The organism is Lactobacillus gigeriorum DSM 23908 = CRBIP 24.85, assembly GCF_000296855.1.
GTDB classification, from domain to species: domain Bacteria; phylum Bacillota; class Bacilli; order Lactobacillales; family Lactobacillaceae; genus Lactobacillus; species Lactobacillus gigeriorum.
The window spans coordinates 86937-104148 of sequence record NZ_CAKC01000093.1 but is presented as its reverse complement, the minus strand read 5'-3'; the positions used below and the strand labels follow the sequence as shown (position 1 = coordinate 104148).

General features: G+C 35.1%; 19 protein-coding genes. 13 read left to right on the top strand and 6 right to left on the bottom strand.

Annotation, left to right across the window (positions count from 1 at the left end; genetic code table 11):
- The first annotated feature begins 21 nt into the window (after window positions 1–21).
- Both dnaG and rpoD read left to right on the top strand, forming a co-directional pair.
- Window positions 22–1830: a DNA primase gene (gene dnaG, locus BN52_RS08825; RefSeq protein WP_008474196.1), complete on the top strand. Its 1809-nt coding sequence runs from the start codon at window positions 22–24 to the stop codon at window positions 1828–1830.
- Complete coding sequence (gene rpoD / locus BN52_RS08820; RefSeq protein ID WP_008474195.1) at window positions 1830–2945, top strand: RNA polymerase sigma factor RpoD; 1116 nt, start codon at window positions 1830–1832, stop codon at window positions 2943–2945. Before dnaG ends, rpoD begins: the two co-directional genes overlap by 1 nt.
- A 29-nt stretch (window positions 2946–2974) precedes the next feature.
- On the opposite strand, the gene BN52_RS08815 is transcribed toward rpoD, so the two are convergent.
- On the bottom strand, window positions 2975–3616 hold the full coding sequence (locus BN52_RS08815) for a M23 family metallopeptidase (protein ID WP_008474194.1): 642 nt from the start codon (window positions 3614–3616) through the stop codon (window positions 2975–2977).
- A 2-nt stretch (window positions 3617–3618) separates the two neighbouring features.
- Window positions 3619–4059: an 8-oxo-dGTP diphosphatase gene (locus BN52_RS08810; protein WP_008474193.1), complete on the bottom strand. Its 441-nt coding sequence runs from the start codon at window positions 4057–4059 to the stop codon at window positions 3619–3621.
- Window positions 4060–4166: 107 nt separating this feature from the next.
- Between BN52_RS08810 and BN52_RS08805 the strand changes: the two genes are divergently transcribed.
- The 7 genes from BN52_RS08805 (at window position 4167) to BN52_RS08775 (ending at window position 10089) form a co-directional block, all read left to right on the top strand.
- The gene (locus tag BN52_RS08805) at window positions 4167–4850 is read left to right on the top strand and encodes a tRNA (adenine(22)-N(1))-methyltransferase (protein ID WP_008474191.1); all 684 of its coding nucleotides are present in this window, start codon (window positions 4167–4169) and stop codon (window positions 4848–4850) included.
- Complete coding sequence (locus BN52_RS08800; RefSeq protein WP_008474190.1) at window positions 4847–5644, top strand: Nif3-like dinuclear metal center hexameric protein; 798 nt, start codon at window positions 4847–4849, stop codon at window positions 5642–5644. The genes BN52_RS08805 and BN52_RS08800 overlap by 4 nt, the downstream gene beginning before the upstream one ends.
- Window positions 5645–5659: 15 nt before the next feature.
- Complete coding sequence (gene pepT / locus BN52_RS08795; protein WP_008474189.1) at window positions 5660–6901, top strand: peptidase T; 1242 nt, start codon at window positions 5660–5662, stop codon at window positions 6899–6901.
- A gap of 418 nt (window positions 6902–7319) precedes the next feature.
- Entirely contained in the window at window positions 7320–7697 is a 378-nt protein-coding gene (locus BN52_RS08790) for a GntR family transcriptional regulator (RefSeq protein ID WP_008474188.1), read from the top strand.
- Window positions 7681–8388, top strand: coding sequence for an ABC transporter ATP-binding protein (locus BN52_RS08785; RefSeq protein WP_008474187.1), 708 nt, complete (start codon window positions 7681–7683; stop codon window positions 8386–8388). The genes BN52_RS08790 and BN52_RS08785 overlap by 17 nt, the downstream gene beginning before the upstream one ends.
- Window positions 8388–9233 carry a hypothetical protein gene (locus tag BN52_RS08780; protein WP_040473525.1) on the top strand — a complete coding sequence of 282 codons (846 nt, stop codon included), beginning with the start codon at window positions 8388–8390 and terminating at the stop codon, window positions 9231–9233. Before BN52_RS08785 ends, BN52_RS08780 begins: the two co-directional genes overlap by 1 nt.
- A 19-nt stretch (window positions 9234–9252) precedes the next feature.
- Complete coding sequence (locus BN52_RS08775) at window positions 9253–10089, top strand: hypothetical protein (RefSeq protein ID WP_040473524.1); 837 nt, start codon at window positions 9253–9255, stop codon at window positions 10087–10089.
- 111 nt (window positions 10090–10200) lie between these two features.
- Here the strand turns inward: BN52_RS08775 and BN52_RS08770 are convergent, their stop codons facing one another.
- On the bottom strand, window positions 10201–10386 hold the full coding sequence (locus tag BN52_RS08770) for an LBP_cg2779 family protein (RefSeq protein ID WP_008474184.1): 186 nt from the start codon (window positions 10384–10386) through the stop codon (window positions 10201–10203).
- Window positions 10387–10448: 62 nt separating this feature from the next.
- Window positions 10449–11012, bottom strand: coding sequence for a signal peptidase I (lepB, locus tag BN52_RS08765; RefSeq protein ID WP_008474183.1), 564 nt, complete (start codon window positions 11010–11012; stop codon window positions 10449–10451).
- Between the two features lie 117 nt (window positions 11013–11129).
- On the opposite strand from lepB, the gene BN52_RS08760 reads away from it, so the two are divergent.
- The 4 genes from BN52_RS08760 (at window position 11130) to BN52_RS08745 (ending at window position 15036) form a co-directional block, all read left to right on the top strand.
- Window positions 11130–11876 carry a hypothetical protein gene (locus BN52_RS08760; protein ID WP_008474181.1) on the top strand — a complete coding sequence of 249 codons (747 nt, stop codon included), beginning with the start codon at window positions 11130–11132 and terminating at the stop codon, window positions 11874–11876.
- Between the two features lie 62 nt (window positions 11877–11938).
- Window positions 11939–12838, top strand: a complete 900-nt coding sequence (locus BN52_RS08755) for a hypothetical protein (RefSeq protein ID WP_236698441.1) — start codon at window positions 11939–11941, stop codon at window positions 12836–12838.
- Window positions 12831–14228 (top strand): RsmB/NOP family class I SAM-dependent RNA methyltransferase, encoded by a 1398-nt coding sequence (locus BN52_RS08750; RefSeq protein ID WP_008474177.1) that lies wholly within the window; start codon window positions 12831–12833, stop codon window positions 14226–14228. The genes BN52_RS08755 and BN52_RS08750 overlap by 8 nt, the downstream gene beginning before the upstream one ends.
- Before the next feature lie 7 nt (window positions 14229–14235).
- Complete coding sequence (locus tag BN52_RS08745) at window positions 14236–15036, top strand: HAD family hydrolase (protein ID WP_008474176.1); 801 nt, start codon at window positions 14236–14238, stop codon at window positions 15034–15036.
- A 54-nt stretch (window positions 15037–15090) separates the two neighbouring features.
- Here the strand turns inward: BN52_RS08745 and fni are convergent, their stop codons facing one another.
- Window positions 15091–16107, bottom strand: a complete 1017-nt coding sequence (gene fni, locus BN52_RS08740) for a type 2 isopentenyl-diphosphate Delta-isomerase (RefSeq protein ID WP_008474175.1) — start codon at window positions 16105–16107, stop codon at window positions 15091–15093.
- A gap of 11 nt (window positions 16108–16118) precedes the next feature.
- Entirely contained in the window at window positions 16119–17201 is a 1083-nt protein-coding gene (locus BN52_RS08735; RefSeq protein ID WP_008474174.1) for a phosphomevalonate kinase, read from the bottom strand.
- Window positions 17202–17212: the final 11 nt, after the last annotated feature.

Below are 17212 nucleotides of genomic sequence, written 5' to 3'. Positions count from 1 at the left end.
AGTGAAATAAGGTGATTAAGTATGGCTGGACGCATACCAGAAGATTTTATTAACGAAGTTCGAAGCAATGTTAATATTGTTGATGTAATCAGCCAATACGTTTCACTTGAAAAGAAAGGCAAAGACTATTTAGGTCTTTGCCCTTTTCATCAAGAAAAGACTCCTTCATTTACCGTAAATGAAGAAAAACAGTTCTTTAAATGTTTTGGCTGCGGAAAAGGTGGAAATGTTTTTAAATTCCTAATGGATAAGGAAAATTTGACATTTCCTGAAAGTGTTGCTAGTGTTGCTGAGTTTGCACATATCCCAATGCCAGCAACTTATGGTAAGGGTGCCCCAATTAGTAATCCATTAATTAAACTTCATGAAGAAGTAGCAGAGTTCTATCATCGAGTTTTGCTTACAACAGAAGTTGGAGTTCGAGGATTATCATATGCGAACTCTAGACAACTGGATAAGGAAATAATCGAACATTTTAAAATTGGCTATGCACCGAAGCAAGATAATATTTTGTATACATATTTACACGATAAGGGTTATGAAGATGCTACACTAGCAGAATCAGGCTTATTCGTTGAAAATAAAGATGGAAGGCTGTTCGATCGATTTCGCGATCGTTTGATGTTTCCTTTAGATGATGAAAATGGTCATATAATTGGTTTTTCAGGAAGACGAATATCAGAAGATGCCACTCAAGCAAAATACATGAATAGTCCAGAAACCAAGATTTTTACTAAATCTAAAGTGCTTTTTCACTTTGCTGAAGCTAAAAAAGCGGCAAGGGCTGAACAACATTTGATTTTGTATGAAGGCTACATGGACGTAATTGCTGCTTACAAAGCTGGAATAAAATCAGGAATTGCTTCAATGGGGACCAGTTTAACTGATCAGCAGATATATCTATTGCGAAGAATTACCAGTAATATCATCATTAACTATGATGGAGATGATCCGGGAATTCATGCTGAAGAACGCGCAGTCGACATGTTTCAACGAGTAGGCGGCTTTAACCTTGGTGTAGTAGTCTTACCGGAAAAACTGGATCCAGATGAATACGTCAAAAAATATGGCGTTGCCAAATATCAGGAAGAAGTTGCGGCAGCTTTATCGCCAACTGATTTTTTCCTCCGAAGATTGCAGCAGAAATACAATCTCCACAATGATCGGGAAAAACTACAATACTTGGATGAAGCAATCAAAAAAATAGCCACTTTAACCAATCCAATGGAACAGGATATCTTTATCAAAAAAGTATCTGAAGAACAGGGCGTTTCCTTGGATTCTTTAAAAGCTAGTCTAATGAGAGAAATTCGCAGGTTAAAACAAGTTCGTAGACATACTGAACAAGCGTATGATCTATCTGAAGAGCCTAGTCCGGTTACTACGGAAACAGAATTAAGTAAACAGAATGATCCAGCCCTAGATCGATTGCTATATTTATTTATAAATTTTGAAGAAGCGCGAGATTTTCTTCTACAACAAAAATTTTTATTTCCAAATCAAAAATATGCTCAATTGGCAGAATTATGGTTAAAATATATAAGTACGCATGAAAATCCAACGACAAATAGTTTTTTGGATTTTATTCCAGAAGAACTTCAAGGTATAATAGTAAATACTGAGATGACAGAGATGCCCGCTGAGTTTTCTGAACGAGAAATTCTACAGACAATTCATACTATAAATTTGCGCAAGATCGATTCACAACTGAAAGAGTTACAAAGTAAAATCCAGGATGCACAGCGCAAACAAGATGCGTCAGAAATTCTACAGATAACTCAAAAGATTCTCGAATTAAAGAGAGCTCAAGGTCAGAAGGAGGCTTTTTAGTGGTAGATAACGGAACTAAGACAGAAAAGCTATCTTTGGATAAAAAAGTCAAAGAAGTTGTTAAAGAGGTAAAATCAAGTAAGATTATTAAGGAAACTGATTTTACTGATCAATTGATTAAGCCATATAATTTGCAAGGAAAAGCAATTGATCAATTAGTTCAAGAATTTGAAGATAATGGTATTAGTATTGTTGATGAAAATGGTGACCCATCTGAATTAGCTTTAAAGAAGCAAAAGGATATTGAAAAAGCCGAATTAAAAGACATGAGCGCACCATCCAGTGTGCGGATGAATGATCCTGTAAGAATGTACTTAAAGGAAATTGGTCGAGTTCCATTGTTGAATGCCGATCAGGAAATCAAGCTCGCTAAGCGAATTGAAGATAACGATGAAGAAGCAAAGCAAGAATTGGCTGAAGCTAATTTACGTTTGGTTGTATCAATCGCTAAGCGTTATGTCGGTCGTGGTATGTCTTTCTTGGATTTAATCCAAGAGGGTAATATGGGTCTAATGAAGGCAGTTGATAAGTTTGATTATCGTTTAGGATTTAAATTCTCTACTTATGCAACTTGGTGGATTAGACAAGCCATTACTCGTGCTATAGCTGATCAAGCAAGAACTATCAGAATTCCGGTTCATATGGTTGAAACAATCAATAAATTAATCAGAATTCAAAGACAATTGCTTCAGGATTTGGGTCGTGAACCAACTCCAGAAGAAATTGCGGCTGAAATGGATATGCCAACTAACAAAGTAAGAGATATATTAAAGATTGCTCAAGAACCAGTTTCATTGGAAACACCAATCGGTGAAGAAGATGACTCACATCTTGGCGACTTTATTGAAGATAAAGATGCTACTAGTCCTGAACAACATGCTTCATATGAAATGTTGAAGGAGCAATTGGAGCAAACATTAGATACTTTGACTGACCGTGAAGAAAATGTTTTAAGACTAAGATTTGGTCTTGATGATGGTAGAACTCGGACTTTGGAAGAAGTTGGTCGAGTATTTGGCGTAACTCGTGAGCGTATTAGACAGATTGAGGCTAAGGCTTTACGTAAATTACGTCATCCTAGTCGTTCAAACCAATTAAGGGATTTCTTGGATTAAAAGAAAAAATAGATGCGAGCAACTCGCATCTATTTTTTTACCCTAAGATCAGTTTCAATGATTTTCATAGGATCAAGCCAAGTCCCATTATTTTTCCACCAATTTTTGCAAGGATCACCATACTTATCGATATAATCTTTGTCAGTTTTTGTGATGCCTAAATGGATATGGGACCCAGTCAGTTTACCAATTTCTTGACCAATCTTAACTTTTTGACCTTTCTTGACATAAATGTCAGTAATGCTTAAAAAGCCTTCTTGATAGACTTCAACGTACCCATCATCACTAATTACCCAAATATATAAACCCATTCCGGCACGATAGTGAACCTTTTTGACAGTACCGGCATGAACGGCTAAAACAGGGGAATGGCCTACTTCGGAGAAGCCGTAATCATAGCCATCATGAAAATAGCTTTTAGTGGGATAAAGGCGACGCAAGATATCGGTTTTGCCATATTTTTGTCCGCTTTTGAATTTTATCTGTTTTTGATAAAGTCGAGAAAAAGGGTAACCCCAAGTTATGATATGTTTTTTTATTTGAGGTTTCTTTTTACTCTGTTTTACAGTTTTTGTTTGATCAATAAAATGTTCAGAATAATGCCAAATCGGTCTAATTGCAAAAAGCAAAATCAAGCAAAAACCGATTATAAGATAAAGTTTTTTCTTCATAATTAAAATAACTCATTATCTGTTTGGTAAAAGAAGTGTTCCGTAATTTCTTCGTTAAAGAAGACAGGAAGATCATGATTGAAGTTATAAGCTAGCTTTGAATTTAATAATTGGTCTTTAGTCAACCACTTTAGTTCGCCTTCTTCAGAACTATTGAGTTGGCCATGAAACTTACTTGCCCGATAGAATAGGACTAGATAGCGGTGATCATCGTCGTCATAAAATTGTTTGATCCCAACCAACTTGGGATTTTCGAGAGTTAAGCCAGTTTCTTCTTTAAATTCACGTACCATAGCATCATGAAACGATTCATGGGTTTCAACATGACCACCAGGAAAGGTGATACCTGGCCATCCAGGATCGATCCGGTCGATAGTTAAAATTCTGTTATCATTTGTAAGCATACACATGTTCGTTAAAGTAGTTGGTTCAGTTCTGTCCATAAATTCACTCTCTTTTTTGATATATATTTATCTTAACATAGGACAAAGTAAACGTTTGTAAAAAATCTATGTTAGAATTAATACAAATGAAGAATTGAGGGATGTAGATGAACTTACGCTTAAATGCTTTAGCAAAAATGGTAGATCCTGGCAGTCGGGTAGCCGATATTGGTACGGATCATGCCTATTTGCCAATAAAATTGGTCGCTGATCAAGTGATCGATTATGCAATTGCGAGCGATGTAGCTCAGGGACCTTTAGAAAATGCTATTGAAGATATTCGTCAGGCAGGTTTTCAAAATAAGATCGAGGCTCGTTTAGGCAATGGGTTAGCAACTGTTAAGCCCAGCGATCAGATTGACACAGTAGTGATTGCAGGTATGGGCGGAAAGTTGATGTGTCAGATTTTACAGGCTGCCTGGGATCAAAATATGAAATTTGAAACTTTGATTCTAGAACCAAACATTAGTGAACCAAGAGTTAGACAATGGTTAGTTGATCATAATTATCAAATTGTTGATGAGGGCCTGTTGTTTGAAGCAGATCATAGCTATGAGTTAATAAAAGCTAAAAAAGCGATTCAACGAGTTGAATTAACTGAGAAAGAAATTTTATTTGGGCCACACATCTTGCAAAATCGCAATGAAGCTTTTCAACAAAAATGGCAAAATCAATTACAATATTATCGTAATTTGGTCATTAACCTTAATAAAGCGCAAAATAAGGATGAGACAAAAATTGCTTTACTTGAAAAGCAAATCGTCATGATTGAAGAGGTATTAGAAAAATGACAAAAGTAATCGATGTTGTAAATCAACTAAGAAAAATTTTTCCTGAAGAAATAGCAAGTGAGGGGGATCCTGTAGGTATTCAAATTGGTTCACTTGAAAGCAAAGCAACTAAAGTTATGACTACCCTTGATGTTCGCCCTGAAGTCGTTGATGAAGCTGTTGCTGCAGGAGTTGATTTAATTATCAGTCACCACCCGGTAATGTTTAGACCTGCGAGAAACTTAGATTTTTCAGATCCACAATTGAAGATGTATGGAGATATCATCAAACATGGAATAACGGTTTATTCAATTCATACTAATTCTGATAAGGCTCAAAACGGCTCATCAGATTGGCAAGCTGAAGAATTAGAATTGAAAAATGTTGAGCCGTTTGCCTTAGATACTGATGGAATTGCCATTGGGCGTAAGGGAAAACTGCCAGAAACCATGACCGCTTATGACTTTGCCTATTATGTTAAAGAAAAGATGGGCATTCCAATGGCTAGATTGATAACGGCAGACAATCAAAAGCCAATTCAGACAGTTGGATTCATTTGTGGCGATGGCGGTAAATATTGGCACCAAGCATTAGCGGATAAACTTGATGCTTTTATTACTGGCGACATCTATTATCATGTAGGTCATGATATTATTTCTTCCGGCCTAACTGTAGTAGATCCAGGTCATTATACTGAATCATTGTTTAAGTACAAGGTTCGTGACCTATTACAAACTATGAATACCAATGAAGATTGGCAATTAGAAATACTTGTCTCAGAGGTATCAACTAATCCATTCCAAGATTTATTTTAGAAGTGAGGTTTAAATATGGAGTATCCAACACTATTACCAAGATTTTTGAAGTATGTTAAAGTAAATTCTCGTTCAGATGAGCATTCAAATCGATTCCCTTCAACTGAGAGAGAAGAAAAATTCCAAAAAGAAGTGATTATGAAGGACCTAGAAGAATTAGGCTTGTCAGATATTCACTATAACCAAAAAGCTGGTTGTGTAATTGCTGAAATTCCTTCTAATGTTGATTATGAAGTACCAGTTATGGGTTTCCTTGCTCACTGTGATACTGCTGATTTCAATTCAGAAAATGTAAAACCACAAATCAATGAAAATTATGATGGTGTTTCAAAAATTCAACTTGGCGATTCAGAATTTTATTTGGATCCTGAAGTATTTCCAAATATGAAGAAATACAAGGGACAAACTATTATTACTGCTTCTGGCGATACTTTGCTGGGAGGGGATGATAAGTGTGGTGTATCTGAATTAGTAACATTTGCAGAATACTTATTAGCTCATCCAGAAATCAAGCATGGTCGAATTCGTTTGGGCTTTACTCCCGACGAAGAAATTGGCACCGGTGCAGGTCATTTTGATGTGGAAGACTTTGCAGCTGATTTTGCCTTTACTGTTGATGGTGAGGCGCCTGGAAAACTTGACTGGGGCACATTCTCAGCAGCTCAATTTGGTCTCGATATTCAAGGGGTTAACGTTCACCCGGCAGTTGCTAAAGGACAGATGATCAATGCGATTCAATTAGCAATTGATTTCCAAAGTCAATTACCACAAGATGAAGTGCCTGAAAAGACTGAAGGTAGAGAAGGCTTCTACCACTTGATGAACTTTGAGGGTACAGTTGATCATGCGCACCTTGATTACATTATTCGTGATTTTGAACGTGATGGACTCGAAGCAAGAAAACAAGTTGTTAAAGATTTAGTTGCTAAGATGAACCAAGAACTTGGTACTGATCGGTTGCAATTAAAGATGTGGGACCAATATTATAACATGGCCGATGAATTAAAGAAGCACATGGACATTGTCGACTTAGCTAGAGATGCATACAAGGCTGAAGGCCTAGAAATTAACGAAGATCCAGTACGTGGTGGAACTGATGGCTCACAATTGACCTACATGGGCTTACCATGTCCAAATCTTTTCGCGGGGGAAGAGAATATGCACGGTCGCTATGAATATACTGTATTAGAGTCAATGTATAAGGCAGTCGACGTAATGCTTACTATGACAAAGCTTTTGGCAGAACGCTCAAAATAAATTCACAGCGTGAAAAAATTCTATAGGATTCTATAAGGTTCCAATAGTCGATAAAAGTGTGCCCTATTTCTGCCCTATTTAAAAAACTATAAAGAGTGTGTAGAGCTACTGCACACTCTTTTTAATGAAACAATTTTGCCTCTTTTTGATAAAATCATTGTTTTTTAAATACACAATAGATCCTTATAATAACAGAGATCTAAGGGATGATTGATCAACAAAAAATTATCCACTTTGACTATGTGAGACGATAATCAGCTTTAAAAATCCTAATATATCAAAAAGTAAGTTATTTTTTTATAAATCACAAATAAAATCTTCGTTTTGTGAAACAAATAAATTGCTTGAAATTAAGAATTAAATTAGTTATCATAAATAGTGTAATAGAATAATAGTACAGTGAATAGAAGGGTAGAAAATGGAATTCAAAGATAATATTCCAATTTATATCCAGATAGAGCAATATCTCTATCGGCAAATTGCAATGAACAAATTAAAGCCAGGAGAAAAGATTCCATCGGTTAGAAAATTGGCGGTTGATTTAACTGTAAACGTTAATACTGTACAAAGAGCGCTTCAAAGGATGAATGATCAAGGAATTCTTTATACTAAACGTGGAGAAGGGAATTTCGTAACAGAAGATACGGAATTGATCAAGGCTTCTAGAAAAGAGCTTATTGACAGTGAGTTAACGGAGTTTATTCACAACATGGAAATTTTAGGTGTTGCAAGGGGAGAATTATTAGGTACCTTGAATAAATATTTGGAGGATCATCAAGATGACGGAAATTCTTAATATCAAGGATTTGACATACCGAAAGAACCAAAAGAGTATCTTACAAGATGTCAATTTGAATTTAGATCAAGGCAAAATTGTAGCCTTGTTAGGAGAAAATGGAGCTGGAAAAACTACATTAATGCGTATTATTGCCGGCTTAGCCAAAAATTATCGAGGAGAGGTGCAAGTGCTAGGGGATAGTGAGACTGCTCTTAGAAAAGCTCATATTTCGTTTACAGACAATTTATCTGGATTTAGCGATGCTACTAAAATAAAAGAGGTAGTAAAGTTCTACAATATTTTATTTTCTGATTTTGATGAAAATGAATTCGAAGAATTGCGTAAATTCATGAAATTAGATCCTGAAATGAGATTAAGCCAACTATCAAAAGGGATGAAAGAAAAGCTGATTATTGCTTTAACATTTGCAAGAAAAGTTGATTTGTATCTTCTAGATGAACCATTTGGCGGAATTGATTCAATGGCACGTAAGAAAATCATCAACTCCATTATTTTGTGGAAAGATGAAAAATCTACTATTTTAATTTCAGATCACTTTGTGAACGAGATTTCATCTCTTCTTGATGAAGTGGTGATTGTTAAGGACCATAAGATATATGCACATAAATCTGCAGACGATATTCGCGAACAACATGAGAGTATCGAAACTTATTATGAAAGTTTGTATGCGGATGAGGAGGCAGAATGATGTTGACCTTTGGACAATTAATGCGGCCACTACTAAAGAGAAAAAACAAGCTTAGTTATCTCTTCTTAGTACTCGGAATGATAGCCTCCGCTGTGATTTCAGTTTGGACAACTGTTTCAGTTCAGACTGGCCATTCAAACATGTTTAGTGAGGGGTTCGGTGTTAGAAGGCTAGATATATTTGGTACTTTCTTCATGAGCTTTTTCATTATTACGATCACGATTTTTGTTCTGGGAGAAATGATTTATTTCATTGCAAGTGTGTATATTACGGAAAAAATTAATCGTAGTTCAACTTGGAGATTGGCCGCAATTAGTGATAATAAGTTTTATATTGCTAATATTTTGACCTCATTTTTGAGTTTAGTTTATTACAGTTTTTTACAAATTATTGTAGCTTTAATAAGTTTAGGGCTTGGACTTGTACTGTCACCAGATTTGAGAAAGGGAGCACACTTCTCCTTGGGACACATAAGTCAATCTGATCTAAACAGTGTGATAACTACCATGCTCTTATCAGTGTGTTTAATTATTCTTACCAACATCTTTTGGTACTTAATTGTAGGCACTTACCATTTTCTAAGCAGAACAATGATCGATTTTTTGCCTTTTGCAAATAAATTCATTTCAGCAACAGTGAAATTAATGTTGTTGATTGTATTTTTCTACATTTCCGCCAAGTCGATTGATATGTTAAGTGAAGGTCACTTTTTAGGAGTAATTATGCGGATTAATGATTCTACTCCTTTAGTTAATCAAATTGTCTTGATATCGCTTTTAGATGCAGTCTTGTTAATACTAAACCTAGTGCTTTTTGATAGATTTATCGAAGCAAAACAAAAATAGAAAGGGCAAGGATTGATTTATGAATGCCGAAAAAGTATCACTTAGGCAATTGATTATACAATTATTTATACAAAAGAGGACCTATGTGTACTATGCTTTGATTATACAATTATTTGCGATTATCTTTTTCTTAATTGTAGGTCAATTTGATAATTTTAGTTTTATGATCGACAATCATTGGATCGTGACTGATAAGGGCCCATTTTCTAACATAATATTTCAATTGTTTTTTATGACGTCTGCTATCATTGACATGTTTTTCTGCGGTGTACTATGTTGGCAAAATCAACGTATTAATTTAAGTCAAACTTGGCATTTAGTACCAGTTTCAAGCTCTAAATTGTATCTTGGAAACCTGATCAGTAGTTTGCTGGAATGTGCCTATATTTTTATAGTACAAATGGCAAGCATTTTCTTGATTGGCTGGATAGCAGTGAAAACTATGACTGATACAATTGAAATATCGATAGTAAAAGGGTACTTTTCATTCAACTTCAGCACTATAATTCAAAGCTTGTTAATGTTGGTATTACTAGTTTTAGGGATTTTTCTGTTTGTTGACTTTTGTAATTTTTTCGGAAGTGTTATTGCAGAAACTTTACCTGTTAAAAACACGAAGATACTTCGATGGATAATCATGTTGGTTTTGGCTATTATCGGTATTTATCTGTTTTATCAAGCTAATATCAATTTTGAAAAATATTACTACAAACTTGTGATCGCAAAACCGAATATCGGGCCAAACTTTATTACTTATACAATAGGAGAGAGCAATTTAGAAATATTTATTGAAGATATTATCCTAGCTATTCTTGATTGGATAATGATCAATAAATATTTTGAACCAAAAAATTAGTTTGTAGGAGACGGGCAAAATATGCCTGTTTTTTTATTGTGGTATGTTTTAAACACGTTGTTACTAAATCATTATAAAACAAAATAAATAGCGCTCAACAGAGCGCTAAAACTAATAAGACTGAATGTAATCATAAACTTGATTGATTTCTTCTGGAGTAAAACTTCCACTACCAATTTTCATCGCGTGGATCTTTTCCACTGACAGATTACTAGCGAACGCCATATCTGTATCTGTCATATGATTCTTAACTTGAAAGTCAATAATTGCATCCGATAATTCTTCTAATCCATTCATTTTAAGATCTCCTTACATTACAATTTTAACACAACTATTTTTGCAAGGTAATTCTTGGTAACTTAGAAGGTTTGCCAGTGGGTAAGTGGCCAATATCTAAATACTACTTTACCAGTAATCGCATCTCGTTTAACAAAACCAAAATATCTTGAATCTTTCGATACATCGCGGTGATCACCCATTACAAAATAACTATTTTTGGGAACGCGGCGTGTCAATGTAAAGTTATTAGTATAGGGTTGCCCAGCAGCGTTAGCTGCTTTCTTAAATTTGTTGTTAAGATATGGTTCAGCTACTTGCTTACCGTTGATGTAAAGTTTATCATTCTTAGATGTTACCATATCTCCTGGAAGACCAATAACTCGCTTAATATAAAGTGCTCCTTTTTGGTCCGGTGCTTTTAAAATGACGATGTCATTTCTTTTCAGCGAGAAATGTCTGACAGCAATAATGCGATCACCATTTTCAAAAGTAGGTTGCATTGATGGACCAGAAACCGTTTCGTTAGATAGGACGAATGTAAACAGAGCATATAAAATTCCACCCATGATCACCATCATCACAACAACGTCTAGCAGAAATTTCCCTAGACTTTCTTCTTCAGCATTGTTGGCTTTTTTAGCCATAGAATCAACTCCTCTTTCGTACTAATTAATATTATAGCCTATTTGCGAGAATTAATAGGTAAAAAGGTAATAAAGATTTGGTGTAAAATATTAATATATCAAAAAAGGATTATTTAAATGACAGATTATCTTTCAAAATTGGCTCTTTTAAATAAGCAAATATCACATCCACAAGTTACAACTCAAGTAAAAGAAATCAATCAAATAGTAAACGCAATATCAGCCAGGGAACTACTAAAAAAAGCTCCTGTTCCGTTAGGTCTATTGCCAGATCAATACGAACAAATTCTTGAAGACATTGGGACTGAAAAAAGTCAACAATTAAAGATTACAAATAAGCTCTTAAATAGTCTTCGACAATTTTTATCTTTAAGATATGGCATTTGGTCTGTACCTAATTTAGCTACGATCCAACAAATTCAGGATGAATTTCATCCCAAACAAGTACTTGAAATTATGGCAGGAAATGCATACTGGTCATTGGGCTTTAAAACTTTAGGTATTGATACCATTGCAACTGATAGCAATGAATGGGCAAAAACTTCACAGACTGGAAGTTCACCATTCATACCAGTTTTTGACTATGATGCTATTTCCGCAATAAGACGTTTTACGCAAGCGGATCTAATTTTATGTTCTTGGGCTCCCAATTTTACCAAAGATGATTTAAATGTCGTGCAAAATTGGCAAAAATACAATCCTCATGCTACATTATTATTTGTTGGAGAAAAGGATGGAGCAACAAATTCGCCTGATTTTTGGCACAAACAACTTTTTAGTCATTCAGCAGCAATTACAAGAATAAACGACACTTTTAAATCATTCGATTTTATCGATGAACAGATCTTTCAGGTTAAACAATGAATATACGTAAAGTTTTTTTAACGCTAATAATTATTTTATCGCTTATTGGATCAGGTACCATTTTGTCAAAAATTCAATCAAAAGAAGCTGATCAACTACTAGAAACCTATGGCCTTAGCAATAATACCAGATATTTCGATATTAATAGCAATAGACAAATCAAGGATTTCTTAACATATTTAGATAATCGATATGAAAAGGCAACTATTCAGATTCATTTTGACAACAAATATGAAGCTGATCAGGTTTTGGTATGGGCAAACAACAATATTGTTACTCAGCCTACCGAAAATGGACGATATTTTTCAATCGATGATTTTGCTGGTCAAGTTCCAGTTGTAGTCCTTGGTCCAGATAGTACTGCTAATATTACTGAAGTACAAGGAAACAGGTATCTAAAGCTAGATGACCGTTATTATACAGTTATTGGCGAATTTAAAAATTACCATCAAATTGAGCAAGATAGTTATTATCTTACTACCGGGATTAATCAACCTACGGCGACGGGAAAATTAAAAGATTATCGTATTATAATCGATGCTCCTGAACATATTATTCGTCATGTTGCTAAGCACTATCATACGCAGATGTATGTACCTAAATTTGTTACTACCCATCGTAATAATCGGTTTTCAACCATTAAAGAAATTGTTCTTATTGCTTTGATGGTTTTAATTGGTATCGTTGCAAATATACTAGTTGCCGCTATCTATTGGCGACAAGGCAAGAGTACCCATTTGCGAGATGATCTGTTACGTAATTGGATTATGAATCGGAGTATTAGATATATTCTATTTGAAGTTTTGTTAGCCGTTGGCGTTTATATTTTATTAAGCTGGCGAGCTTTCTACAGTTATCCTGGTCATTTCGCAATCTTATCATTATTTGAATTTATTCTATTTATGGTAAGCTATGTTTTAACATATCTTTACCTAAGTCGGAAGGGAATTAAACGTGGTTAAGTTACCAGAAGAATTTAAAAATAAGTACACGCATTTGCTTGGACAAGAAGAAAGTGAACGCTTATTTTCGGCTTTAAACTTACCTGAAAGAAAAGCCTATCGCATTAATCAATTAAAAATTGATACTAATATCTCTTATGATCAGTCAAAGCCAATCCCTAATTTAACTGCTTCATATTATGGTGAGATAGATGGAACTGATCCAGAGTGGGTGGGTGGATCCGTATATTCTCAGGACCCTTCAGCTATGTTTCCAGCCACACTTGCAAATGTACAACCAGGAGAAAAGGTTTTAGATTTATGTGCAGCGCCTGGTGGAAAAACTACCAAATTAGGAGAAAGCTTAGCAGGTAAAGGATTATTAGTGGCAAACGAAATCTCAGCTACGAGAGTGAAAGCATTAAGAGAAAATCTGGAACGCTGGGGTATTGACAATGCTGTAGTAACAAATAATGATTCATTTGCTTTAGCTAAAGTTTTTCCTGAATTTTTTGACACAATATTAGTCGATGCTCCATGTAGTGGTGAAGGAATGTTCAGAAAGAGCGAAGATGCCGTTAACTACTGGAGTCAAGACTATGTTATGACTTGTCAAGCACGGCAGAAAGAAATTCTCCAAGAGGCCATGAAAATGCTTAAACCAGGTGGGAAATTAGTCTATTCAACTTGTACATTCTCACCTGAAGAAGACGAGCAAATAGTGGCATGGTTAGTAGCTAAGTATAATTTACAAATTCAAAAGCTTCCATTAGAAAATACCACTGGTATTAGTTATGGCCATCCTGAATGGACAGAGCAAAAATTATCGGACTTGCAAAATACGCTTAGATTCTGGCCTCAAAATAACCTGGGAGAAGGACAATTCTTAGCCGTTTTAAAAGATCAGCGCAAGCAAGAAGACACTGTGCTCGTTAGTCCTAAAAAGCAACAACGCAAGCGTAATAATGTGGGAAAAGGTAAGTTAAGCAAAGAAGAAATTGATTATGTATCAAAAGTAATTGAAAAATTTAATTTGCCTGAACAATTGTCATCATGGAAAACGCTGGCGCTTAATAGCAATGATCATATTTTTATCCCAGCACTTGATCCTAAGCGATTAAAAGGGTTAAAAATCATAAATAATGGGCTTGAACTTGGGATTATGAAGAAAAGACGATTTGAACCTGGGCATCAATTAGCCGCGGTATTAAGTAATTTGCCACAAACTGAGACTGTAGAATTGATCGATAAAAAGCAATATGATAGTTACTTGCATGGCGAGACTTTGCAAATTTCAAATAAACTAAATGGATTTGTGTTAGTTTCATTCCAGCAGAAGATCTTTTCTTTTGGTAAAATGACTGGTAATAAGCAATTGAAGAATTTTTATCCGAAAGGTTTAAGAAAGTAGGGACAAGATGATAAAACTTATTGCAACAGATATGGATGGTACTTGGTTAAATGACAATAAAACCTACGATCAAGCATTATTTGACCAAATCTTAGAGCAAGTCGAAAAGCAGGACATCAAATTTGTAATTGCAAGTGGAAATCAATATGAAAATCTAAAAACTAGATTTCCTAAAGTAGTTGATAAGCTTTACTTTATTGCTGAAAATGGGGCTTTGGTTGCTAAGGGCAATCAAATCTTGCATGTTAATCACATTAGTGATGAAGAATTTAGAACAATGATTCAGATTACTGAAGAAATCAAAAATCCGGTTGTCGTAGCTGGATTGAGGAGTGCCTATGTTCGCACTAAAGATGGTGCTGCTTATCACAAAGAAATGGAAAAGTACTTCAAGCATATCACTGTCGTTAACAGTTTTGACGAGATTAAGGATGATATTTTTAAAATATCTTTTGATACTAACGTTAATGAATTAGCTGGACTAATTCAAAAAATTCGTCAAAACTATCCTCAATTTGAAGTTGTAGCAGGCGGGCAGGATTCAGTCGATGTTCAAGCTAAAGGAATGAGCAAAGCTGTTGGACTAAGATATCTCAGTCAGAGTTTAAATATCAATCCAGAAGAAATGGTAGCTTTTGGAGATGGAGAAAATGATAATGCCATGCTTGAATATGTAGGGCTTAGCTATGCAACGAGTGCTGCTCTTGAAGGCACTAGAAAAATAGTTGATCAAGTAATTGGCTCAAGTAATGACAGTGCAGTTCAAAAAGAAATCATCAAACTTCTTAATGCCAATCAAAAAGACTAATTCGGATAAACAGCTAAATACAGCTGAATAAGACGAATTAGTCTTTTTTATATCTTATAACAATTGATCAAGTTTATTCTTTAAGTTTAAATCATAATATCGCTTTACTTTTTGTAGATCAGGAATGCTTTTAGCTCCATAAACTGCCATTAACAATGCAATATCATTAATCCAATTATTGATCGTTTCGGATAAACCGGTTTCTCCATTTTCCAAATATGTTTGTAAAAAGAAGTTAGAAACTCCTACATATTTGGCACCTAAGGCCAAACCTTTAATTACATCGAGTGGATTGCGAACGCCACCTGAAACAATAAAGTCGATGTCGGTTTTTTCTGCCATCAAAGCAGATACTACAGTTGGTAATCCTAAATCTTCTAAGAATGATACGTCATGATTATTCCTAGAATTTTCGATTTGAGCAAAATTAGTACCACCGCTTCCAGCAATGTCGATCAAAGAAAAATCATTCTTTTGTAAAAGTTTGATTGATGCATCATCAAAGCCAAACCCTACTTCTTTAATGATGATTGGAACATCTACGGCTTGCCGTATTTCAATAATTTTGTCCAACCACTTAAAATTTCGATCTCCTTCAGGCATTGCTGCTTCTTGAACAACGTTTAAATGAATTTGAAGAGCATCAGCTTGAATCTCTTTAACGATTTTTGCTGTTGCTTCAGATGACGTAAGGGGATTTACATTGGCAATGATAATTCCCTCAGGATTGTTCTCTCTAGCAATGAAAAAAGAAGGCAGTTGATCTGGTTCTTTTTCTAAAATACTGGCAGATCCTAAAGCCATAGCAATATTATATTTTTGGGCAATGTGAGCTAAAGCGCGATTTATTTGCTTAGACTTCCCCGAGCCACCAGTCATCGCATTGATAAAAAAAGGGGCAGCAACTGTTTTATTGAACATAGTTGTCGAAATTGAATTACGATCAACGATGCTCTCTGGTAAAGTAGGGCGCAACAAATGCATTTGATCGAAGCTGTTTATTTTATTTTTATCAAAAAACATCTGAGCTAATGCCAGATGTTCCTCTTTTCTTTTGGATCTAATTGACATTTTAACCTCTGCTAATGTGAATATATAACTTGATGAACTCGAAAATCTAAAGGTAGAATATTATTCTTTCTCCATTCTTGTTCAAGTACAGCGACATTAGTATTTTGATCAGCAATTACAATTCCACAATCACCATTTCCAGCTCCTGAGGTTTTGGCTGCACCACCAAATTTTTCGGCAATGGTAATTAACTTAGTTAATCTAGGTATTTCAATTGCAATATGATTGATTTTTGCAAAATGCTGTAACAACGCACGATTTACTCTGATTTGTTGTTGAATTAATGCAATGTTATTTGTTTCAAAACCATCAATCATTTTTAATACGCATGCCCGTGATTGGCTTAAAAAGTCCGCATATTCGTCAATTAAAGTATTTTTGTTAGCGTTGGTCTCATCTACTAAGCGTGAAGTAGAGGCTGGTTTTTGACTCCATCCAATCATTAACTTCATCCCTGCTGGGGGTGTTAATAATTCAATTCTCAATCCAGGCCATGCACTATTTATTACTTCAGACAAGCTCTTATGGGCGAGTTGATATTGTAGCCATGCCTTATTGAAGGTTTGATAAGCAATCCAACCACCATAAACACTAGCTGCGATATCTCCGGCTGATCCATTTCCTTGAACATGGTAGTGGGAGATAGCTGACAATTTGTATATCAATTCGTTATCTGCTTGAACTCCGTAGAACTTCAAAATTGCTTTTACCGTAGCAACAGTAACAGCTGCACTTGAGCCTAATCCAAATTTTTTACCATCCGAAGAGTCAAGGTCAGAGTTAACATGCAAATCGTAAACAGTAAGATCGATATTTTGTTCTAAACAATATTGCTCTGTAAAAGAAATAGCTGAAAGAATGTATTCAAACGGATTATCACGATTGTCGATCACCATTTGTGATCCTTTTCTAACCCAGTGAATCGAATCTTGTGAATATTGCTTAGAGTGAATTAAGCCCGTTCCAGTAGTACTTTCAGAAATACTTACACGTACAAATTGGTTAACGGCTACCAAAATAGCAGGGCAGTCTTGTTCTAAGACTGCATACTCACCAGCAATGTATAACTTTCCAGGTGCCTTTTCTGTTATCAAAGAAATTCATC